The sequence below is a fragment of the Streptomyces sp. Qhu_M48 genome (assembly GCF_051305195.1).
In the GTDB taxonomy this organism is placed as follows: Bacteria; Actinomycetota; Actinomycetes; order Streptomycetales; family Streptomycetaceae; genus Streptomyces.
Genome location: NZ_CP195432.1, coordinates 6,452,896 through 6,468,737 on the forward strand (window position 1 = coordinate 6,452,896; position 15,842 = coordinate 6,468,737).

Below are 15,842 nucleotides of genomic sequence, written 5' to 3' on the forward strand. Positions count from 1 at the left end.
CCGTGGTGAGCACCGCAATTCTCACACGCTCGGCCGGAGCGGCGCGCTCGCGGCCGTTCCGCGCGTCCCTCCCGGGGCCTTGCCGGAGGCCTTACGTCCCGGGGTTCCGGTCCCTTCGTCCGGCGGGCGTCGTAACCATCAGCGGGGGTATTGTCAAGGGGGTAATGCCGCCCTACCGGGGCTTTCTGAGCACAGTCGGTTGACGAGCGTGTCGGCCGCGCGGGGACCGCGAGCGTGCCGCGAGGCCACGCTCCCCCGGTGCTCCGCGAGCCCCTTTCCGCAGCACTGGACAGGAGACCACGGCGTGACGCGCAGCGTGTACGTGACCGGGATCGACCGCGGTGACGGCCGCCAGGTCGTCGAGTTGGGAGTCATGGAGCTCCTCACCCGACAGGTGGACCGGGTGGGAGTGTTCCGGCCGCTGGTGCACGACGGTCCCGACCGGCTCTTCGACCTGCTGCGCGCCCGCTACCGGCTCTCGCAGGACGCCTCGACGGTCTACGGCATGGACTACCACGAGGCCTCGGCGCTCCAGGCCGAGCAGGGCACCGACGAGCTGGTCTCGCGCCTGGTCGACCGCTTCCACGCCGTCGCCCGCGACTACGAGGTCGTCCTCGTCCTGGGCACCGACTTCGCCGCCACCCAGCTCCCCGACGAGCTGGCGCTCAACGCCCGGCTCGCCAACGAGTTCGGCGCCTCCGTCATCCCCGTCGTCGGCGGCAAGGGCCAGCCGGCGGAGTCCGTACGGGCCGAGGCCCGCAACGCCTTCCGGGCGTACGACGGACTCGGCTGCGACGTGCTCGCGATGGTCGTCAACCGGGTGGCGGGCGAGGACCGGGAGGCGATCGCCGAGCGGCTCACCGCCCGGCTGCCCGTGCCCTGCTACGTCCTGCCGGACGAGCCGGCGCTCGCCGCGCCCACCGTCGCCCAGATCACCCACGCGCTCGGCGCCTCCGTCATCCTCGGCGACGACGCCGGGCTCGCGCGCGACGCCCTGGACTTCGTCTTCGGCGGGGCGATGCTGCCGAACTTCCTCAACGCGCTGACCCCGGGCTGCCTCGTCGTGACCCCCGGGGACCGGGCCGACCTGGTGGTCGGCGCGCTCGCCGCGCACTCGGCCGGCACCCCGCCCATCGCCGGCGTGCTGCTCACCCTCGACGAGCGGCCCAGCGACGCGATCCTGACCCTGGCGGCCAAGCTCGCGCCCGGCACCCCGGTCGTCTCCGTACCCGGCAACAGCTTCCCGACCGCGACCGAACTCTTCTCCCTCGAAGGCAAGCTGAACGCCGCCACCCCGCGCAAGGCGGAGACCGCCCTCGGCCTCTTCGAGCGGCACGTGGACACCACCGACCTGCTCAAGCGGGTCTCGGTGGCCCGCAGCGGCCGGGTCACCCCGATGATGTTCGAGCACGAGCTCATCGAGCAGGCGCGCGCCGACCGGCGCCGGGTGGTGCTCCCCGAGGGCACCGAGGAGCGGGTGCTCCGCGCCGCCGACGTGCTGATCCGCCGCGACGTCTGCGACCTGACCCTGCTCGGCGACGTCGAGGTCATCCGCAAGAAGGCCGCCGACCTGAGCGTGGACCTGGGGGACACGCAGCTGATCGACCCGCAGACCTCGGAGCTGCGGGACTCCTTCGCCGAGAAGTACGCGGCGCTGCGCGCCCACAAGGGCGTCACGGTCGAGCTCGCGTACGACGTCGTCTCGGACGTCAACTACTTCGGCACCCTGATGGTCCAGGAGGGTCTGGCCGACGGCATGGTCTCCGGCTCCGTGCACTCCACGGCCGCGACCATCCGCCCCGCCTTCGAGATCATCAAGACCAAGCCGGACGCCTCGATCGTCTCCTCGGTCTTCTTCATGTGCCTCGCCGACAAGGTCCTCGTGTACGGCGACTGCGCGGTCAACCCGGACCCGAACGCCGAGCAGCTCGCGGACATCGCCGCCCAGTCGGCGGCCACCGCGGCCCGGTTCGGCGTCGACCCGCGGATCGCGATGCTGTCGTACTCCACCGGCACCTCGGGCTCCGGCGCCGACGTCGACAAGGTCCGGGAGGCGACCAAGCTGGTCCGCGAGGCGCACCCGGAGCTGCGGATCGAGGGGCCCATCCAGTACGACGCGGCCGTCGAGCCCTCGGTCGCGGCGACGAAGCTGCCGGACTCGGAGGTGGCGGGGCAGGCGACCGTCCTGATCTTCCCGGACCTCAACACCGGCAACAACACCTACAAGGCCGTGCAGCGTTCGGCCGGCGCCGTGGCCGTCGGCCCGGTGCTCCAGGGTCTGCGCAAGCCCGTGAACGACCTCTCGCGCGGCGCGCTCGTCAGCGACATCGTCAACACGGTCGCCATCACGGCGATCCAGTCCCAGGTCCCCGCCCAGGGTCAGGAGCTCTCCGCATGACCACCCCCTCCCCCACCGTCTCCACCGCCCCCTCCCGGGTCCTGGTGCTGAACTCCGGCTCGTCGTCGGTGAAGTACCAGCTGCTCGACATGCGTGACGACAGCCGGCTCGCCCAGGGCCTGGTGGAGCGCATCGGCGAGGAGACGTCGCGGCTCGTGCACACCCCGCTCCAGGGCGGCGGCGGGGAGAAGCGCGAGAAGAGCGGCCCCATCGCCGACCACGCGGCCGCTCTGAAGGCGGTCGCGGAGGAGCTGGCGGCGGACGGGCTCGGCCTGGACTCCCCCGAACTGGCCGCGATCGGGCACCGGGTGGTGCACGGCGGGCTGCGGTTCACCGAGCCGACGGTGATCGACGACGAGGTGCTCGCGGAGATCGAGCGGCTCGTGCCGGTGGCGCCGCTGCACAACCCGGCGAACCTCACGGGCATCCGTACGGCGATGGCGCTCCGCCCCGACCTGCCGCAGGTCGCGGTCTTCGACACCGCCTTCCACACGACGATGCCGGAGTCGGCGGCGCGGTACGCGATCGACGTGGAGACCGCCGACGCGCACCGGATCCGGCGGTACGGCTTCCACGGCACCTCGCACGCGTACGTCTCGCGGGAGACGGCGAGACTGCTCGGCCGGGAGCCGTCGGAGGTGAACGTGATCGTGCTGCACCTGGGGAACGGGGCCTCCGCCTCGGCGGTGCGGGGCGGCCGGTGCGTGGACACCTCGATGGGCCTGACGCCGCTGGAGGGTCTCGTCATGGGCACCCGCTCGGGCGACATCGACCCGGCGGTCACCTTCCACCTGAAGCGGGTGGCGGGCATGTCGGCGGACGAGATCGACGAACTGCTCAACAAGAGGTCCGGCCTGGTCGGGCTCTGCGGCGACAACGACATGCGGGAGATCCGCCGCCGGATCGACGAGGGCGACGCGCGGGCGGCGCTCGCCTTCGACATCTACATCCACCGCCTGAAGAAGTACATCGGCGCGTACTACGCGGTGCTCGGCCGGGTGGACGCGGTGGCGTTCACGGCGGGGGTCGGGGAGAACGCGGCCCCGGTGCGGGAGGCTGCGATCGCGGGCCTGGAGGAGCTGGGTCTCGCGGTGGACGCGGACCTCAACTCCGTACGTTCGGACGAGGCCAGGCTGATCTCGCCGGAGTACGCGCGGGTGGCGGTCGCCGTGGTGCCGACGGACGAGGAGCTGGAGATCGCGCGCCAGAGCTACGCGCTCGTTTCGAGCACCGAGGGCTCGAACGAGTGAACGCTTGAGCGCCCCCTCGCCCATATGTACTTTCCGCCAGTCGGAATATTCCGCAGTGAAACAAACCGATAGGATCCGCCTCATGCGCCGTTCCAAAATCGTCTGCACGCTGGGCCCCGCCGTCGACTCGTATGAGCAGCTGAAGGCTCTCATCGAGGCCGGCATGAACGTGGCCCGATTCAACTTCAGCCACGGATCCCAGGCAGAGCACCAGGAGCGGTACGACCGCGTCCGGCAGGTCTCCGCGGACACCGGGCGTGCCGTCGGCGTCCTCGCCGACCTCCAGGGTCCCAAGATCCGCCTCGAGACCTTCGCCGAGGGCCCCGTCGAGCTGGTGCGCGGTGACGAGTTCACCATCACCACCGAGGACGTCCCCGGCGACAAGTCCATCTGCGGCACCACCTACAAGGGCCTGCCCGGAGACGTCTCCAAGGGCGACCAGGTCCTGATCAACGACGGCAACGTCGAACTGCGGGTCGTCGAGGTCGAGGGCCCCCGGGTCAAGACCATCGTCGTCGAGGGCGGTGTCATCTCCGACCACAAGGGCATCAACCTGCCCGGCGCGGCCGTCAACGTCCCCGCCCTCTCGGAGAAGGACGTCGACGACCTCCGCTTCGCGCTCCGCATGGGCTGCGACATGGTCGCCCTCTCCTTCGTCCGCGACGCCGACGACGTCAAGGACGTCCACAAGGTGATGGACGAGGAGGGCCGCCGGGTCCCCGTCATCGCCAAGGTGGAGAAGCCGCAGGCCGTCGAGAACATGGAGGCCGTCGTCGCGGCCTTCGACGCGGTCATGGTGGCCCGTGGCGACCTCGCCGTCGAGTACCCGCTGGAGCGGGTCCCGCTGGTGCAGAAGCGCCTGGTGGAGATGTGCCGCCGCAACGCCAAGCCGGTCATCGTCGCGACCCAGATGATGGAGTCGATGATCACCAACTCCCGTCCGACCCGCGCCGAGGCGAGCGACGTCGCCAACGCCATCCTGGACGGCGCGGACGCGGTCATGCTGTCGGCCGAGTCCTCGGTCGGCGCCTACCCGATCGAGACCGTGAAGACGATGTCGAAGATCGTCACCGCGGCCGAGGAGGAACTGCTCTCCAAGGGCCTCCAGCCCCTGGTCCCGGGCAAGAAGCCGCGCACCCAGGGCGGCTCCGTCGCCCGCGCGGCCTGCGAGATCGCCGACTTCCTGGGCGGCAAGGCGCTCGTCGCCTTCACCCAGTCCGGCGACACGGCCCGCCGCCTCTCCCGCTACCGCGTCCAGCAGCCGATCCTCGCCTTCACGACGGACGAGAACACCCGCAACCAGCTCACCCTGAGCTGGGGCGTCGAGTCCTTCGTCGTCCCGCACGTGGACAACACGGACGCGATGGTCGACCTCGTGGACGCCGAGCTCCTGAAGCTCCAGCGCCACAACGAGGGCGACACCATGATCATCACCGCCGGCTCGCCCCCCGGCGTCCCCGGCACGACGAACATGGTCCGCGTCCACCACCTGGGTGGCACCGAACGCGGCTGACGTCCCGCCCGACACGCGGCTGTGGGCCGCGCCCCGGAAGGGGGCGCGGCCCACAGCCTGTTCAGGTCAGTCGTCGTCCTCCTCGTCGAGGACCGACGACTCCAGCCTGGCCAACAGGAACCGCATGTCGCCGCGCTCGTAGGCCATCTCGAGGATGCGCACCATGGCAGGCACTCCCGCGTCCCGGGTGATCACCAGGTCGGGGCACTGGAACTGGAGACGCTCGTACTCCTCGGGCTCACTGTCCATCCACCGCTGGATCGCCCCGAGCGTGAGGAACGTGGCGCTGTACCGCGTCCCGTCCCGGAGCGTGACGATCACGTCGACGTTGTCGACGGTCGCCTCGTCGTCCTCGGCGCCCAGCATGAACACCGCGTCGAAGTGCGGCGTCCTCACGAGATGCAGCGGCTCACCCATAGATCTTCTTCAGTCGCTTGATAACTCTGTCCTCGTTACCCTTGTCGGCCTTGGCCACGATCAGCCAACCATCCTCAGCCTTCTTGACGAAAAGTCGGGCGCCCTTCTTCGTACGGAAGTAGATGATTCCCGTGCCAGTCAGGCTCTTGAACTCCATGCCCGGCATATTGCCCTTCGCGAGTTCCGCGAACATGTTGTCAAAGTCGACCTGAAGCCTCTCGTTGCGGGTGGCTTCCTCTGCGGCCGTCACCAGACCCTTGTCGTCCCCGATGGCCGAGCGCATGCAGACCGAGGGCTTGGTGCCCGCCGCGGCGCTCATGGTCATGGCCCCCGCACGCGTGGCGAAGACCCCCATCAGGTCACCGGCGAGACTGAGCAGACACGATCCTCCGGCACCCGCCGTCTTGGTCTGCTCGATGACCTTCCGGAGCCGCTCCAGTGTCTGCTTGGCGGTAACGGACTTGTCCAGGAACTTGGCGATCCCACCGCCGACCTTGACGATCGCGCCAGCGAGAGCGGGGATCTTGCCGACGAGGGCGACGAAGCTCACGCCGTTGACCAGCGTCCACAGGCAGCCTTCGATGTCGCCTTCGACAAAGCATGCCTTGGCGTCGGTCCAGCCGACGAGATCGAGGAGAACCTGGCCGCCGTTTGCGACGACCCAGTCCAGAACGTCCTGACCAGCCAGGGCTTTGGCAGCCCGGAACTCGTCGACGCAGACCTGCCCGCATGCGGCCAGTAGGAGCGCCTCCTCGTCCCCACCCAGGTCAGGTCCTGTATCCACCGTCCCGGCGTTCAGCCTGGCTGCCCTTGCAGCAGCGTCACGCTGGCGCTGTTCCTCCTCCGCACGATCCGCAGCCTGATCGGCGTCGGTGGCATAGGTCTCAGCATTGCTCGCGGCTGTCTCGGCAGTAACGGCGTCCGCCTCGGCCCCAGCGGCGACGCCCTGTGCTGTCGAAGCATCGGCCTCGGCCGCGTCGGCGGCGCTCCGGGCGCCGGCGGCGTCCTTCTCCGCCTCGGTGGCGGAGGCGTCAGCGGCGGCCGCCTCGGCTGCGGCTTCCCCGGCCGCGACCTGTGCGTAGAGCGCGTCCTCGTTGGCCTGTCGGTCATACTCGACCGTATTCGTCTCCGCCTTCTTGGCCGCCTCCGAGGCCACCTTCGCCTCGGCGGCGGAAGCGCGTGCCTGCTCCAACGACGCGGCCGCCTTCGATGCCCAGTCCGCCGCGCGAGCCGCCGCTTCCGCCGCCGCCTTGGCGTCGGCGCTCGCCGCGGCCGCGATCCTGGCCGCCTGGGCAGCCGCGAGCTTGGCTTGGGCGGCCTTGGCCTGGGCCAGAGCCGCCTGTTGCTCGGCCAAGGACTTGGACGACTGTCCGACGAGTACCGCCAGACCAGCAGAAGAGTCGGTATCCTTATAGGGCGACCCGAGTTCGATCGCGTCGTTGGCTGGCTTGATGACCTGCGTCGCGGAGTCTCGTGCCGCAAGGGCCGCCTGAGCGGTGGCGTAGGCGAATCCTGCAGCACGAATCGCGGACGCCTGGGCGAGCACGGCTTCGTCCTGGGCGGAAGCGGCCTCCTGACGCGCCTTCACCGCCTTGCTCGCCGCCTCCTTCGCCAGTGCCTCCGCGGCTTTGACGTTCCGCGCGGCTGCCTCAGCGGCGTCGATCGCCTCGGCGGCCGCAGCATGGGCCCTCTTCACCGCCGCGCCGGTCGACGCCGCCGCGGCGGCAGCGCCGTCTGCGGCGGCCTGCGCCCGGGCTGCGGCTCCTTCGGACTTCGTGGCGGCGGCCCTGGCATTGACCGAAGCGGTCGTCGCCTCGTTGGCCGCGGAACGCGCGGAGGAGGCATGCGTAGTGGCCGCGTTGGCAGCAGCGCGTGCCTCCGTCGCGGCCTGGCGCGTCTCCGCGGCTGCGGCAGTACCCGCGGCTGCCGCGGCTGCCGCTTCCAGAGCCTGCGCCCGCGACTCAGCGGCCTTCTTCTGCTGCTCGGCGAAAAGTGCGGCGTCACGTGCCTCCAAAGCGCGGACAGAGGCCTGAACAGCCTCGTCGCTCTTGGTGCCAGCCGTCGTTGCGGCCGTCTGAGCGGCCGCGAGGGAGTCTGCGGCCGCCTGGCGTTCTTCTACCGCCCGCACCTCGGCAGCAGCGGCCTTCGCGCGCTCCGAGTCCGCACGCCGCCGCTCGGCGGCGGCGATGCCGCGCTCGGCCTCGGCCTTCTCTCTCTTTGCCTTGGCATCAGCGGCAGCCGTCTTGGCCGACGCCTCTGCGGCTTCCGCCTTCGTTTGCGCGGCCTTCGCCTTCGTGGCGTTGTCCGCTGCCAACTTGGCCTGGTATGCCGCTCCATCTGCGGCGGCCTTGGCCTGGGCCTCGGCCTCCTCGGCGGCCTTGCGGCGGAACTCGGCCTTCGAGGCGTGCGCCTGCGTCTCGGCGAGCGCCATCAGCGTCTTGCTGTCCGCCGCGGACGCGCGAGTGGCGTTCGCCGCCGTCTCGGTCGCCTTGAAGGCCGCCTGCGCGGCGGCGGCGGACGCCTTGGCGACCTGTACGGCCTGCTGCCCGTACATCAGGCCGCGGCCGCGCGGCAGGCCGGCGGCGTCGGCGAGGGCGTACGCCTCGATCTTGGCCTCGTCCGCCCGTGCCGCCTCCTCCTGCGCGGCGAGCGCAGCGCGTCCGGCAACGAAGACCCGGCCCTGGGCCCGCTCCCGGGCGCGGGCGATGTTCGTCTTGACCTCCGCGAACTCGGCGGTCGTCGGGTAGAACATCGTCGAGCTCGGGGATTGCCTGATCCAGTGGGCCTGCCAGTCGGTGAGCCGGCTCGCGATGAGGGACTGGGCCAGCGCCTCGGCCATCGCCTGGGAGGCCACTCCCAGGTGCCGGGAGGCCTTCGCCTCGGCATCCATGATCACGGCCCGCTGGGGCTTCTGCCCAGCCAGCTCGTCCTGCCACTCGACGGAGGCCCGGACGACCTCGGCGTCCAGCACGTCGTACGGGTCCAGCGGGTTGTGCGTCGTACAGGAGGCGAACCGCGCCTTGAGCGCCTCGACGTCGACGCGGAACCCCATGGTGCCCGGCTCCGGCGCGGTCGTCGGGAAGCCGCCGTGCTGGAGGAAGATGCGCGCGTCGTCCGCGTACATCGGGTGCATGAAGGTCATGTCCCACTTCAGCGCGTTCAGCGCTGCGCGGTCCTCGGAGCGGTCCTCGGAGTAGCGGGCCGCGGCGATCGCGTTGACCGCGTCCACCGACTCCTTACTCGCGACCGGCGTCTGGTCCGTGAGGTAGATGTCGGACTCGGTGCCGAAGTACAGGGCACCTAGCCCGGCTGAAACTCCGGTGGTGTAGAAGGGGTTGTCCTCGTTATCGACCCATGCGAACCCAGTCACCGTGTAGCCGGGCGGAGTGGTCTGCGGCGGGATGTACAAGGACTGTTCCCAGACCTCGTCCCGGGCTCCCAGTTCACTGCCCTTGGCGTTGTTCCACGCGTTGTCCTTGTCCCAGGCGATGGCGAGAGGGGTGTTGCCGTCCCACCACCCTTCGCTTTCGGCTGCGGCGCGCAGCTCGGCGTCGGTGCCGTTCAGACCGCTCCGCGACACGGCCTTCAGCGCCTGGCCGCCCCTGCGGAGCGTCAGGTTGAGCCGACACTGGTCGGCGCGCACCCTTTCGGCGGCGTCGAAGTCGAATGGCGTGTTCCCCGGATCGTCGGTCAGGGCGGCGACGGGGGCCATGGGCTCCGTCATCCGGGGCAGTTGATTGCTCGTGAGAGCTACAGCGAGCGCGGTGGTCAGAGCGGTGGCGCTCAACAGCCGCGTCCATCTGCGGGAGGCTCGGCGGCCGCCCGGAGGCGCGTACATACGCATGGTGGATCAACCGTTCTCGTACGGAAGTGGCGGAAGGGAAGAGGGCGCGCCTCAGAAGAGGTGGTCGAAGGCGGCCCAGCCGCCGGTGCCGATCTGCACGCGGGGAGCGAAGGGAGCGCCAGGGTTTCCGGTGCCTTTGAAGAGCCAGAGCAGGCCGGCCGTGTCCGCGGCGATCAGGTCGGTCCTGCCGTCGCCGTTGTTGTCGCCCGCGGAGACGATCAGCTTGTGGATGTTCCAGCCGGTGCTCACGGTGATACGCGCCCCGAGGACCCCGTCCTCCACGAAGTTGCCGGTGCCGGGGTAGAGGTAGAGCGTGCCGTCCGAGTGCCGGGCGATGAGGTCGGTCTTGCCGTCGCCGGTGTAGTCGCCGCGGCCGGCGAGTGCGGTCATGGCGCCCCAGCCGCCGCTGCCGATTCTTATACGGGGCTGGAGCAGGCCGTCGGGCTTGCCCGCGTAGAGCCAGAGCGTGCCGTCCGTGTGCCGTGCGACGAGGTCCGGTTCGGCCGTCCCACCCATGTTGCTGACGGAGACCAGCCGGTCGTATATCTGCCAACCGCCGCCGACGACCTTGGTGTCGTTGCCGCGTTCGGCGGTGTAGAAGAGCGTGCCGTCGAGACGGTGGTAGAGGTCGTTGCCCTTGCCGCCCTCGGAGACGTTGGCCTGCACGATGGCGTCCGCCTCGGCCCAGCCGCCTCCCATGTCGACCATGGGCTGGAAGCCCCCCGAGCCCTTGGGCTCGTAGTCGTAGAGGCGGCCTGACTTGCGGCCGAAGAGGGGGAACATCACGGGTCCGGGAACAGCCTGGACCTGCGCTGCGGCGGCCTTGTCCGCACGGTCCGTCCATGGGAGTGACGGTTTCGCAGCTGTGAGCAGGGCGGCCAGCAGCCCGCCGAGGGCTGCTACGGAGATCACCGCTCTGACGAGCGGGCGATCGGTCTGGTGATGCATGAATGTGGTCGGTCCTCACAGGGTTTGCCTGCATCGGACGCAAGGAGGCTCATCGCGCGACGGCGACCCCCCGGCGCCCGAGCACCGAGGCGGTGGGCCTCGACACCGCCAAACTAGAACACCAGTTTGATTTTGTGAAGATTGTTTCAGGCTCCCCCGACCGCACTTCTGTGGGCCGCATCCGAAGACGTGGATGCGGCCCACAGAAGATGTACGAGTCCCCGAGGTACGGGATCAGTTGGGTTCGATCGTGTTGCGCAGGCCCGGGACCCTGAGGGTGCCGCCGAACTGACCGGCCTGCTTGAGCTTCACGTTGGTGAAGAAGATCTCCGGCAGGTTCAGCGGGGGCGGGGACTCGGCGCTGAAGGTGATCGGGATGAGGCCGATCAGGTTGCCCTTCAGCTCCTCCGTGTACATCGTCACCGTGCCCTCGGTGATGGTCGACTCCTTGCCCTTGTCGGAGCGGACGTGGCCGGTGAGCCCTTCGGAGTGTTCCGTCAGCTGGTGCAGGTCCTTGATCTTCACCGTGGTCGCGGTGAACTTGAGAACCTTCTTGATCTTGCCACCGTAGGTCTTCACCTCGACGATGCCGTGGTACTTGAGGCCGCTCAGCGTGAGCTTGGTGCTCTCCAGCCGCCACGGCGCGTCCGGGAGCAGCGGGATGCCGGGCTCCAGTTCGGCCGCCGCGAGCGCCGCGTCGTCGCGCTCGGGGCACGGGAAGCGGGGCTTGGCGCCCTCGGGTATGGACTCGTCCTTCTTGGGATCGAGCCCCTTGGCACTCTCCGGCAGTTCCTCGACCTTGACGCCCGCCTCCTCCGCGGCCTTCTCGATCACGGCCTTCGTCTTCTCGGCGGCCGGGTCGGGCTTCACGTCGGCGGCCGGCTTCGGCGCAGTGGTCGTCGGCTTCGGCGCGGTGGTCGGGTCGTCGGCGGTCGCCGGCTTGGCCGGGGCCTGCGTGGTCGGGGCCGCCGTTGTGGGCGTCGCCGTCGTGGGCGTCGGCTTCGGGTCCGGGCCGTCGAACAGGTCCTTCAGCGCGTCGCCCACGCCCAGCGGGTCCAGCGGGTTCTTCGACTTCGTCGGCGTGGGTGTGGCCGTCGGCGTCGGCGTCGCGGTCGGCGCGCCGGCGGTGGCCTTCGCCCGCTCCTGCGTCTGCTGCGTGGTCGCCTGCTGGGTCTCCGTCGCGGTCGGCGTCGGCGTCCCGGTGGCGGTCGGGGTGGCGGTGGCGGTCGGCGTGGCCGTCGCCGAGGGGGTCGCGGTCGCCGACGGGGTCGGCTTCGCGGTCTCGGCGGGCTTCGTCGGCTCCTCGGTCACCGGCTCGTCGGAGCGGGTCACGCACGGGCCGGGCGCGAAGGGGATGTCCTTGTCGTCGGCGAGGGCGATCTTCGGCGTGAGGCCCATGCCCACGAACACCGCGGTCGGCATGGCGGCCAGCGCCATCGCCTTGCCCGCGGGGCCCTGGATCCTGTTCAGCAGCGACTTGCGCGGGGCCGCGTGCCGCGGGCCACCCTTCGCGAGCGCCGACTGAGTCTCGTCACCCCGCACTGTTCCTCCCGCCGTTGGCGTCGATCGTGGTTTCGGTCGCGTGGTGCTCCGGGACGCGCTGCTCCGGGACGCCGGCCGCCGTCGTGACCTCGGTCTCGGCGCCTGCCTCGTGCTGCTCGTCGTGCTCCGCGTCGGTGGTCTCCTCGACCGGGGGCGCGGGGGCCCATGCGGCGGACATGCCGCCTCCGACGAGGGAGAGCAGGAATCCGATGACCAGGCCACCGAAGTTCGACACCGGGATGGAGACGAGCGCCAGGACGATCGTCGCGACGCCCGCGAACACCCGGACGACGGGCTGGAACCACATCGTCAGTCCGAGCGTGATGAGCAGGACGCCGATGATCAGCGCGCCGGCTCCGGCGGTCGTCTGCATGGCGAGCGTGACATTGCCGAGCCGCATGTCCCCGTACGGGAGGTAGGCGATCGGTACGCCGCCGAAGATGGTGAGCAGTCCCGCCCAGAACGGCCGGGTCTGTCGCCAGATCTTGAACCGGTTCTCCTGGGGGACTTCGCGGGAGGCGGGGATCTCGGCGCTCATGGAAACAGCTCCCTGGAAGCGGTGTTGCTGAGAAAAGGTGAAGAAGGGGCCGACAGCCGGAGGGGTGCGGGCCGTACGCACGGCCCGCACCGCTCCGGACCGGATCAGTCCTTGTAGCACTCCGCGGACGTGCCCCGGCTCAGGGACAGGTCCAGGTCGGGGAGCTTGAAGGTGCCGGCGGTGGTCGCCCACGCCTTCTGCCTGACGTTGGTGAGCTTGGCCGTCTCGGCGCGCTGCGAGAAGCCGAAGGGGTTCGCCTGCGTCTTCGGCTGGATGCCCGGCTTGCCCGGGACCTCCTTGCCGTCGAACTTGTTGAGGTCGCCGGCCGCGACACCGATGTCGATGTTCTCGAACTCGGCATCGGCCTTCAGCGACGAGACATCGAGGTAGATGCCCTTCGCGTAGACCTTGTCCGCGTCCTTGCCGGACTTGACGGCGTCGGTGCCGGCCGACAGGCGCAGGGTGATGTCACCGAGACCCGGAACCGGCGTCACGACCGACTGGCACATGTTGGTGATCCGGGCCTCGGAGAAGCCGGACACCGCCACCGGGGCGGCGAAGGGCTTGCCCTTGAGGTCATGGCCTTCGTCCACGCTGCCGTACTGGACGAAGTCATCGCCCACGAGGCTGTCGGCCGTGACCTTGAACTCCTGGCCGGAGATGGCGAAGGACGCGGCGAGCGCGCCCTGGGCCAGGCCGACACCGATCGCGGCCGTCGCGGCCACACTCGGGACCATGACGACGGCGAACCGCTTCCATCTGGTCCCGCCACGAACCTGGGACTTCATGAGAATTCCTCCTTCTCGGACGTACATCTCCGGAAGGGCCAGGGGCCCGTCCTGGGATGGGAGAAGAGCTACGTCCTCGGGAAGGAGAGCGCCGAGGCGTACGGCGGCGCGATGCGCGTCCGATTCACCGGCGATCACCCCCGAGCGACAACCATGGGCCGCGCCATTGAACGCGGCCTGATTGGACAGGCCCCGTTCGGTGAGAGCGGGAACCCCCCTGTCCACGACCGGTGCCGGAACACCGGTCCGCCCGGTGGGGACCCTCGCCGCTTTCCCGGGTGGTTGCCGGGGTGGTGCGGTTCGGACCGGGCGTCGCCGATCGTGGTCCATTCCGGTCGCCCGCACAAGGGGGTTCGTTACTGGCTAGTAACGGGTGGATAACCGCACCATGGCGGGACGGGATCGAACGGGCACGCTGGGTGCCTTCGCATGGGGTTCGATATCGGCAGATCGCCGGAAGAATGCGGACAGAACCGCAGGTTCGATTTACTGCAAGTAACAGCGGCCGCGATTACCAAGTTTTGGTAAAGCGCGGCCGCCTTTTGTCATCCCGATGCCAAATCGCCAGGCGATCCGGCGCCCTTCTGGAAGATCAGAAAAGCACCCGGGCCAGGGCCTGGCGGGCCGCCGTGACCCGCGGGTCGTCGGCGCCGATCACCTCGAAGAGCTCCAGGAGCCGCAGCCGCGCGGCGTCCCGGTCCTCGCCCGCCGTGCGGCGCACGGTCTCCACGAGGCGCCCGAAGGCGTCCTGTACATGACCGCCCGCCAGATCGAGGTCGGCGGCGGCCATCTGCGCCGCAACGTCGGCCGGGCCGTCGGCGGCGGCCTTGCGGACGGCGGCCGGGTCCAGGTCCTGCACCCGGGCGAGGAGTTCGGCCTGGGCCAGACCGAGCTTGGCCTCCGGGTGGGCCGGGTCGTCGGCGAGCACGTTCTTGTACGCCTGGACGGCGCCGGCCAGGTCACCCGCGTCGAGCGCGGACATGGCCGCTTCGAGGAGCGCGTCGTACGGGCCCGCGGGGCGCGCGGTCCGGTCGGCACCGCCCCCGGAGCCGTCGGCGTCCGCGTCGACGGCGATACCGGTGAGGCCGAAGCGCTCCTCGCCGACCTGGATCAGCTGGTCGAGGGTCTCGCGGATCTGGGCCTCGGGCACGGCACCCTGGAAGAGCGGCAGCGCCTGACCGGCGACCACCGCGAAAACGGCCGGAATTCCCTGGATGCCGAACTGCTGCATCAGCATCTGGTTGGCGTCGACGTCGATCTTCGCGAGCAGGAAGCGGCCGTTGTACTCGACGGCGAGCCGCTCCAGGAGGGGGCCGAGCTGCTTGCACGGCTCACACCACTCGGCCCAGAAGTCGAGGACGACCGGGACCTCGGCGGAGCGCTGGAGCACATCGCGCTCGAAGCCCGCCTCGTCGACGTCGATCACCAGGGCGGACGGGGGCACGGCGGCGGGGCCACCCTGCCGGGCGACTTCGGCGCGCGTCTGCTCCGCCTTCGCCTTGGCCTCTCCGGCCGCCTTCACCGCGGCGAGGTCGACGACGCCGCTCATGGACATGTTTCGGGGCTGCATGGGTACATCCTCCCCCTTCCGCGCGCGTAACCGGTAAGTCATGGCTGAACCGTGCCGTCCCCAGGCCTCCCGCCGGTGTGCGAGACGTGGGGGCGACACGGTTCTTCGTCTTCGGTTCACGCCGGATCCCCACCCGACGTGTGGTCGTACACCGGGTCCCCACCCGGCACTGCGGTTGTCGCTCAGGCCGCTCAATGCCTTTCGCTACAGGTCGTAGCGTAACTGTCCGGGCGGAGCCGGGGGGAGTGCGCGGGCCCGATCCGTACGGTGAACTGCCTCACACGCCGGGCCCCTGGCGCCGTACCTACCGGCGGGTATGGTCGACGTTCATGTGTAGCCGCACCAACCCCCGCAGCCGTACCGGTCGCCCCCGCTCCACCGAGGCCGACACGGCCATCCTGGAGGCGACCCGCGAGGCCCTGGTCGAGCTGGGCTGGTCCAAGCTCACGATGGGGGACGTCGCCGGCCGGGCCGGGGTCGCGAAGACGACCCTGTACCGCCGCTGGGCCAACAGGAGCGAGCTCGTGGTGGACGCCGTCGCCGTTCTCTTCGACGAACTCGAACTGCCCGACCTGGGTTCCCTGCAGGCCGACATCGAACATGTCGTCCTGCAGTTCGCGGCCCTCCTCGAACGGCCCGAGACCAAGACGGCCCTGATGGCGGTGGTGGCCGAGTCGACGCGCGACGAACCCCTTCGGGAGCGGATACGCGCCTCGATCGTCGACCGGCAGAAGCGGCTCGTCCTGGAGGGCAGGATGCGGGCGCAGCTGCGCGGCGAACTCCCGGCGGACCGCGACCCGGTCGCGGTGGACGCCACCGACGACCTGATCTTCGACGTGATCGCGGGCGCGGTCGTGCACCGGGCCCTGGTCAGCGCGGAGCCGGTGGACGAGCCGTGGGTGGCCCGCCTCTCGGCGCTCCTGGTGGGCGGCCTGGGCGCGGCGGCGGCGGTCGCGGGATAGGGCGCGGAGCCACTCGGCGGGACACGAGGGCGGAACACGACAGGGGCGGTACGGGAACTCCCGTACCGCCCC

General features: G+C 70.2%; 11 protein-coding genes. 4 read left to right on the forward strand and 7 right to left on the reverse strand.

The window, feature by feature from the left end:
• The first annotated feature begins 304 nt into the window (after window positions 1-304).
• The 3 genes from pta (at window position 305) to pyk (ending at window position 5,161) form a co-directional block, all read left to right on the forward strand.
• A complete protein-coding gene (gene pta / locus ACRRSS_RS28790) occupies window positions 305-2,398 on the forward strand; it encodes a phosphate acetyltransferase (protein ID WP_435973973.1) in 2,094 nt (697 codons plus the stop codon).
• Window positions 2,395-3,648, forward strand: a complete 1,254-nt coding sequence (locus tag ACRRSS_RS28795) for an acetate kinase (RefSeq protein ID WP_435973974.1) — start codon at window positions 2,395-2,397, stop codon at window positions 3,646-3,648. The genes pta and ACRRSS_RS28795 overlap by 4 nt, the downstream gene beginning before the upstream one ends.
• Window positions 3,649-3,730: 82 nt before the next feature.
• A complete protein-coding gene (gene pyk / locus ACRRSS_RS28800) occupies window positions 3,731-5,161 on the forward strand; it encodes a pyruvate kinase (protein ID WP_435973975.1) in 1,431 nt (476 codons plus the stop codon).
• A 66-nt stretch (window positions 5,162-5,227) separates the two neighbouring features.
• Here pyk and ACRRSS_RS28805 read toward each other — a convergent pair whose 3' ends face one another.
• From ACRRSS_RS28805 to ACRRSS_RS28835, 7 genes are all read right to left on the reverse strand, one after another.
• A complete protein-coding gene (locus tag ACRRSS_RS28805) occupies window positions 5,228-5,578 on the reverse strand; it encodes a hypothetical protein (RefSeq protein WP_435973976.1) in 351 nt (116 codons plus the stop codon).
• Entirely contained in the window at window positions 5,571-9,365 is a 3,795-nt protein-coding gene (locus ACRRSS_RS28810) for a hypothetical protein (RefSeq protein WP_435973977.1), read from the reverse strand. Before ACRRSS_RS28810 ends, ACRRSS_RS28805 begins: the two co-directional genes overlap by 8 nt.
• A gap of 108 nt (window positions 9,366-9,473) precedes the next feature.
• On the reverse strand, window positions 9,474-10,370 hold the full coding sequence (locus ACRRSS_RS28815) for an FG-GAP repeat domain-containing protein (protein WP_435973978.1): 897 nt from the start codon (window positions 10,368-10,370) through the stop codon (window positions 9,474-9,476).
• Window positions 10,371-10,604: 234 nt separating this feature from the next.
• Window positions 10,605-11,912 (reverse strand): hypothetical protein, encoded by a 1,308-nt coding sequence (locus tag ACRRSS_RS28820; RefSeq protein WP_435973979.1) that lies wholly within the window; start codon window positions 11,910-11,912, stop codon window positions 10,605-10,607.
• Window positions 11,902-12,450 carry a DUF6114 domain-containing protein gene (locus tag ACRRSS_RS28825; RefSeq protein ID WP_435973980.1) on the reverse strand — a complete coding sequence of 183 codons (549 nt, stop codon included), beginning with the start codon at window positions 12,448-12,450 and terminating at the stop codon, window positions 11,902-11,904. Before ACRRSS_RS28825 ends, ACRRSS_RS28820 begins: the two co-directional genes overlap by 11 nt.
• 104 nt (window positions 12,451-12,554) lie before the next feature.
• Window positions 12,555-13,238 (reverse strand): DUF6230 family protein, encoded by a 684-nt coding sequence (locus tag ACRRSS_RS28830; RefSeq protein WP_435973981.1) that lies wholly within the window; start codon window positions 13,236-13,238, stop codon window positions 12,555-12,557.
• 592 nt (window positions 13,239-13,830) lie between these two features.
• The gene (locus ACRRSS_RS28835; protein ID WP_435973982.1) at window positions 13,831-14,808 is read right to left on the reverse strand and encodes a tetratricopeptide repeat protein; all 978 of its coding nucleotides are present in this window, start codon (window positions 14,806-14,808) and stop codon (window positions 13,831-13,833) included.
• A 329-nt stretch (window positions 14,809-15,137) separates the two neighbouring features.
• Between ACRRSS_RS28835 and ACRRSS_RS28840 the strand changes: the two genes are divergently transcribed.
• A complete protein-coding gene (locus tag ACRRSS_RS28840) occupies window positions 15,138-15,770 on the forward strand; it encodes a TetR/AcrR family transcriptional regulator (protein ID WP_435973983.1) in 633 nt (210 codons plus the stop codon).
• The last annotated feature ends 72 nt before the right edge of the window (window positions 15,771-15,842 follow it).

Excerpts from the sequence above, each read along its gene's own strand:
- ACRRSS_RS28815 (WP_435973978.1), bottom strand. The coding sequence starts at position 10,370 with ATGCATCACCAGACCGATCGCCCGCTCGTCAGAGCGGTGATCTCCGTA.
- ACRRSS_RS28840 (WP_435973983.1), top strand. The coding sequence starts at position 15,138 with ATGTGTAGCCGCACCAACCCCCGCAGCCGTACCGGTCGCCCCCGCTCC.
- ACRRSS_RS28835 (WP_435973982.1), bottom strand. The coding sequence starts at position 14,808 with ATGCAGCCCCGAAACATGTCCATGAGCGGCGTCGTCGACCTCGCCGCG.
- ACRRSS_RS28825 (WP_435973980.1), bottom strand. The coding sequence starts at position 12,450 with ATGAGCGCCGAGATCCCCGCCTCCCGCGAAGTCCCCCAGGAGAACCGG.
- ACRRSS_RS28830 (WP_435973981.1), bottom strand. The coding sequence starts at position 13,238 with ATGAAGTCCCAGGTTCGTGGCGGGACCAGATGGAAGCGGTTCGCCGTC.
- ACRRSS_RS28805 (WP_435973976.1), bottom strand. The coding sequence starts at position 5,578 with ATGGGTGAGCCGCTGCATCTCGTGAGGACGCCGCACTTCGACGCGGTG.
- ACRRSS_RS28795 (WP_435973974.1), top strand. The coding sequence starts at position 2,395 with ATGACCACCCCCTCCCCCACCGTCTCCACCGCCCCCTCCCGGGTCCTG.
- pyk (WP_435973975.1), top strand. The coding sequence starts at position 3,731 with ATGCGCCGTTCCAAAATCGTCTGCACGCTGGGCCCCGCCGTCGACTCG.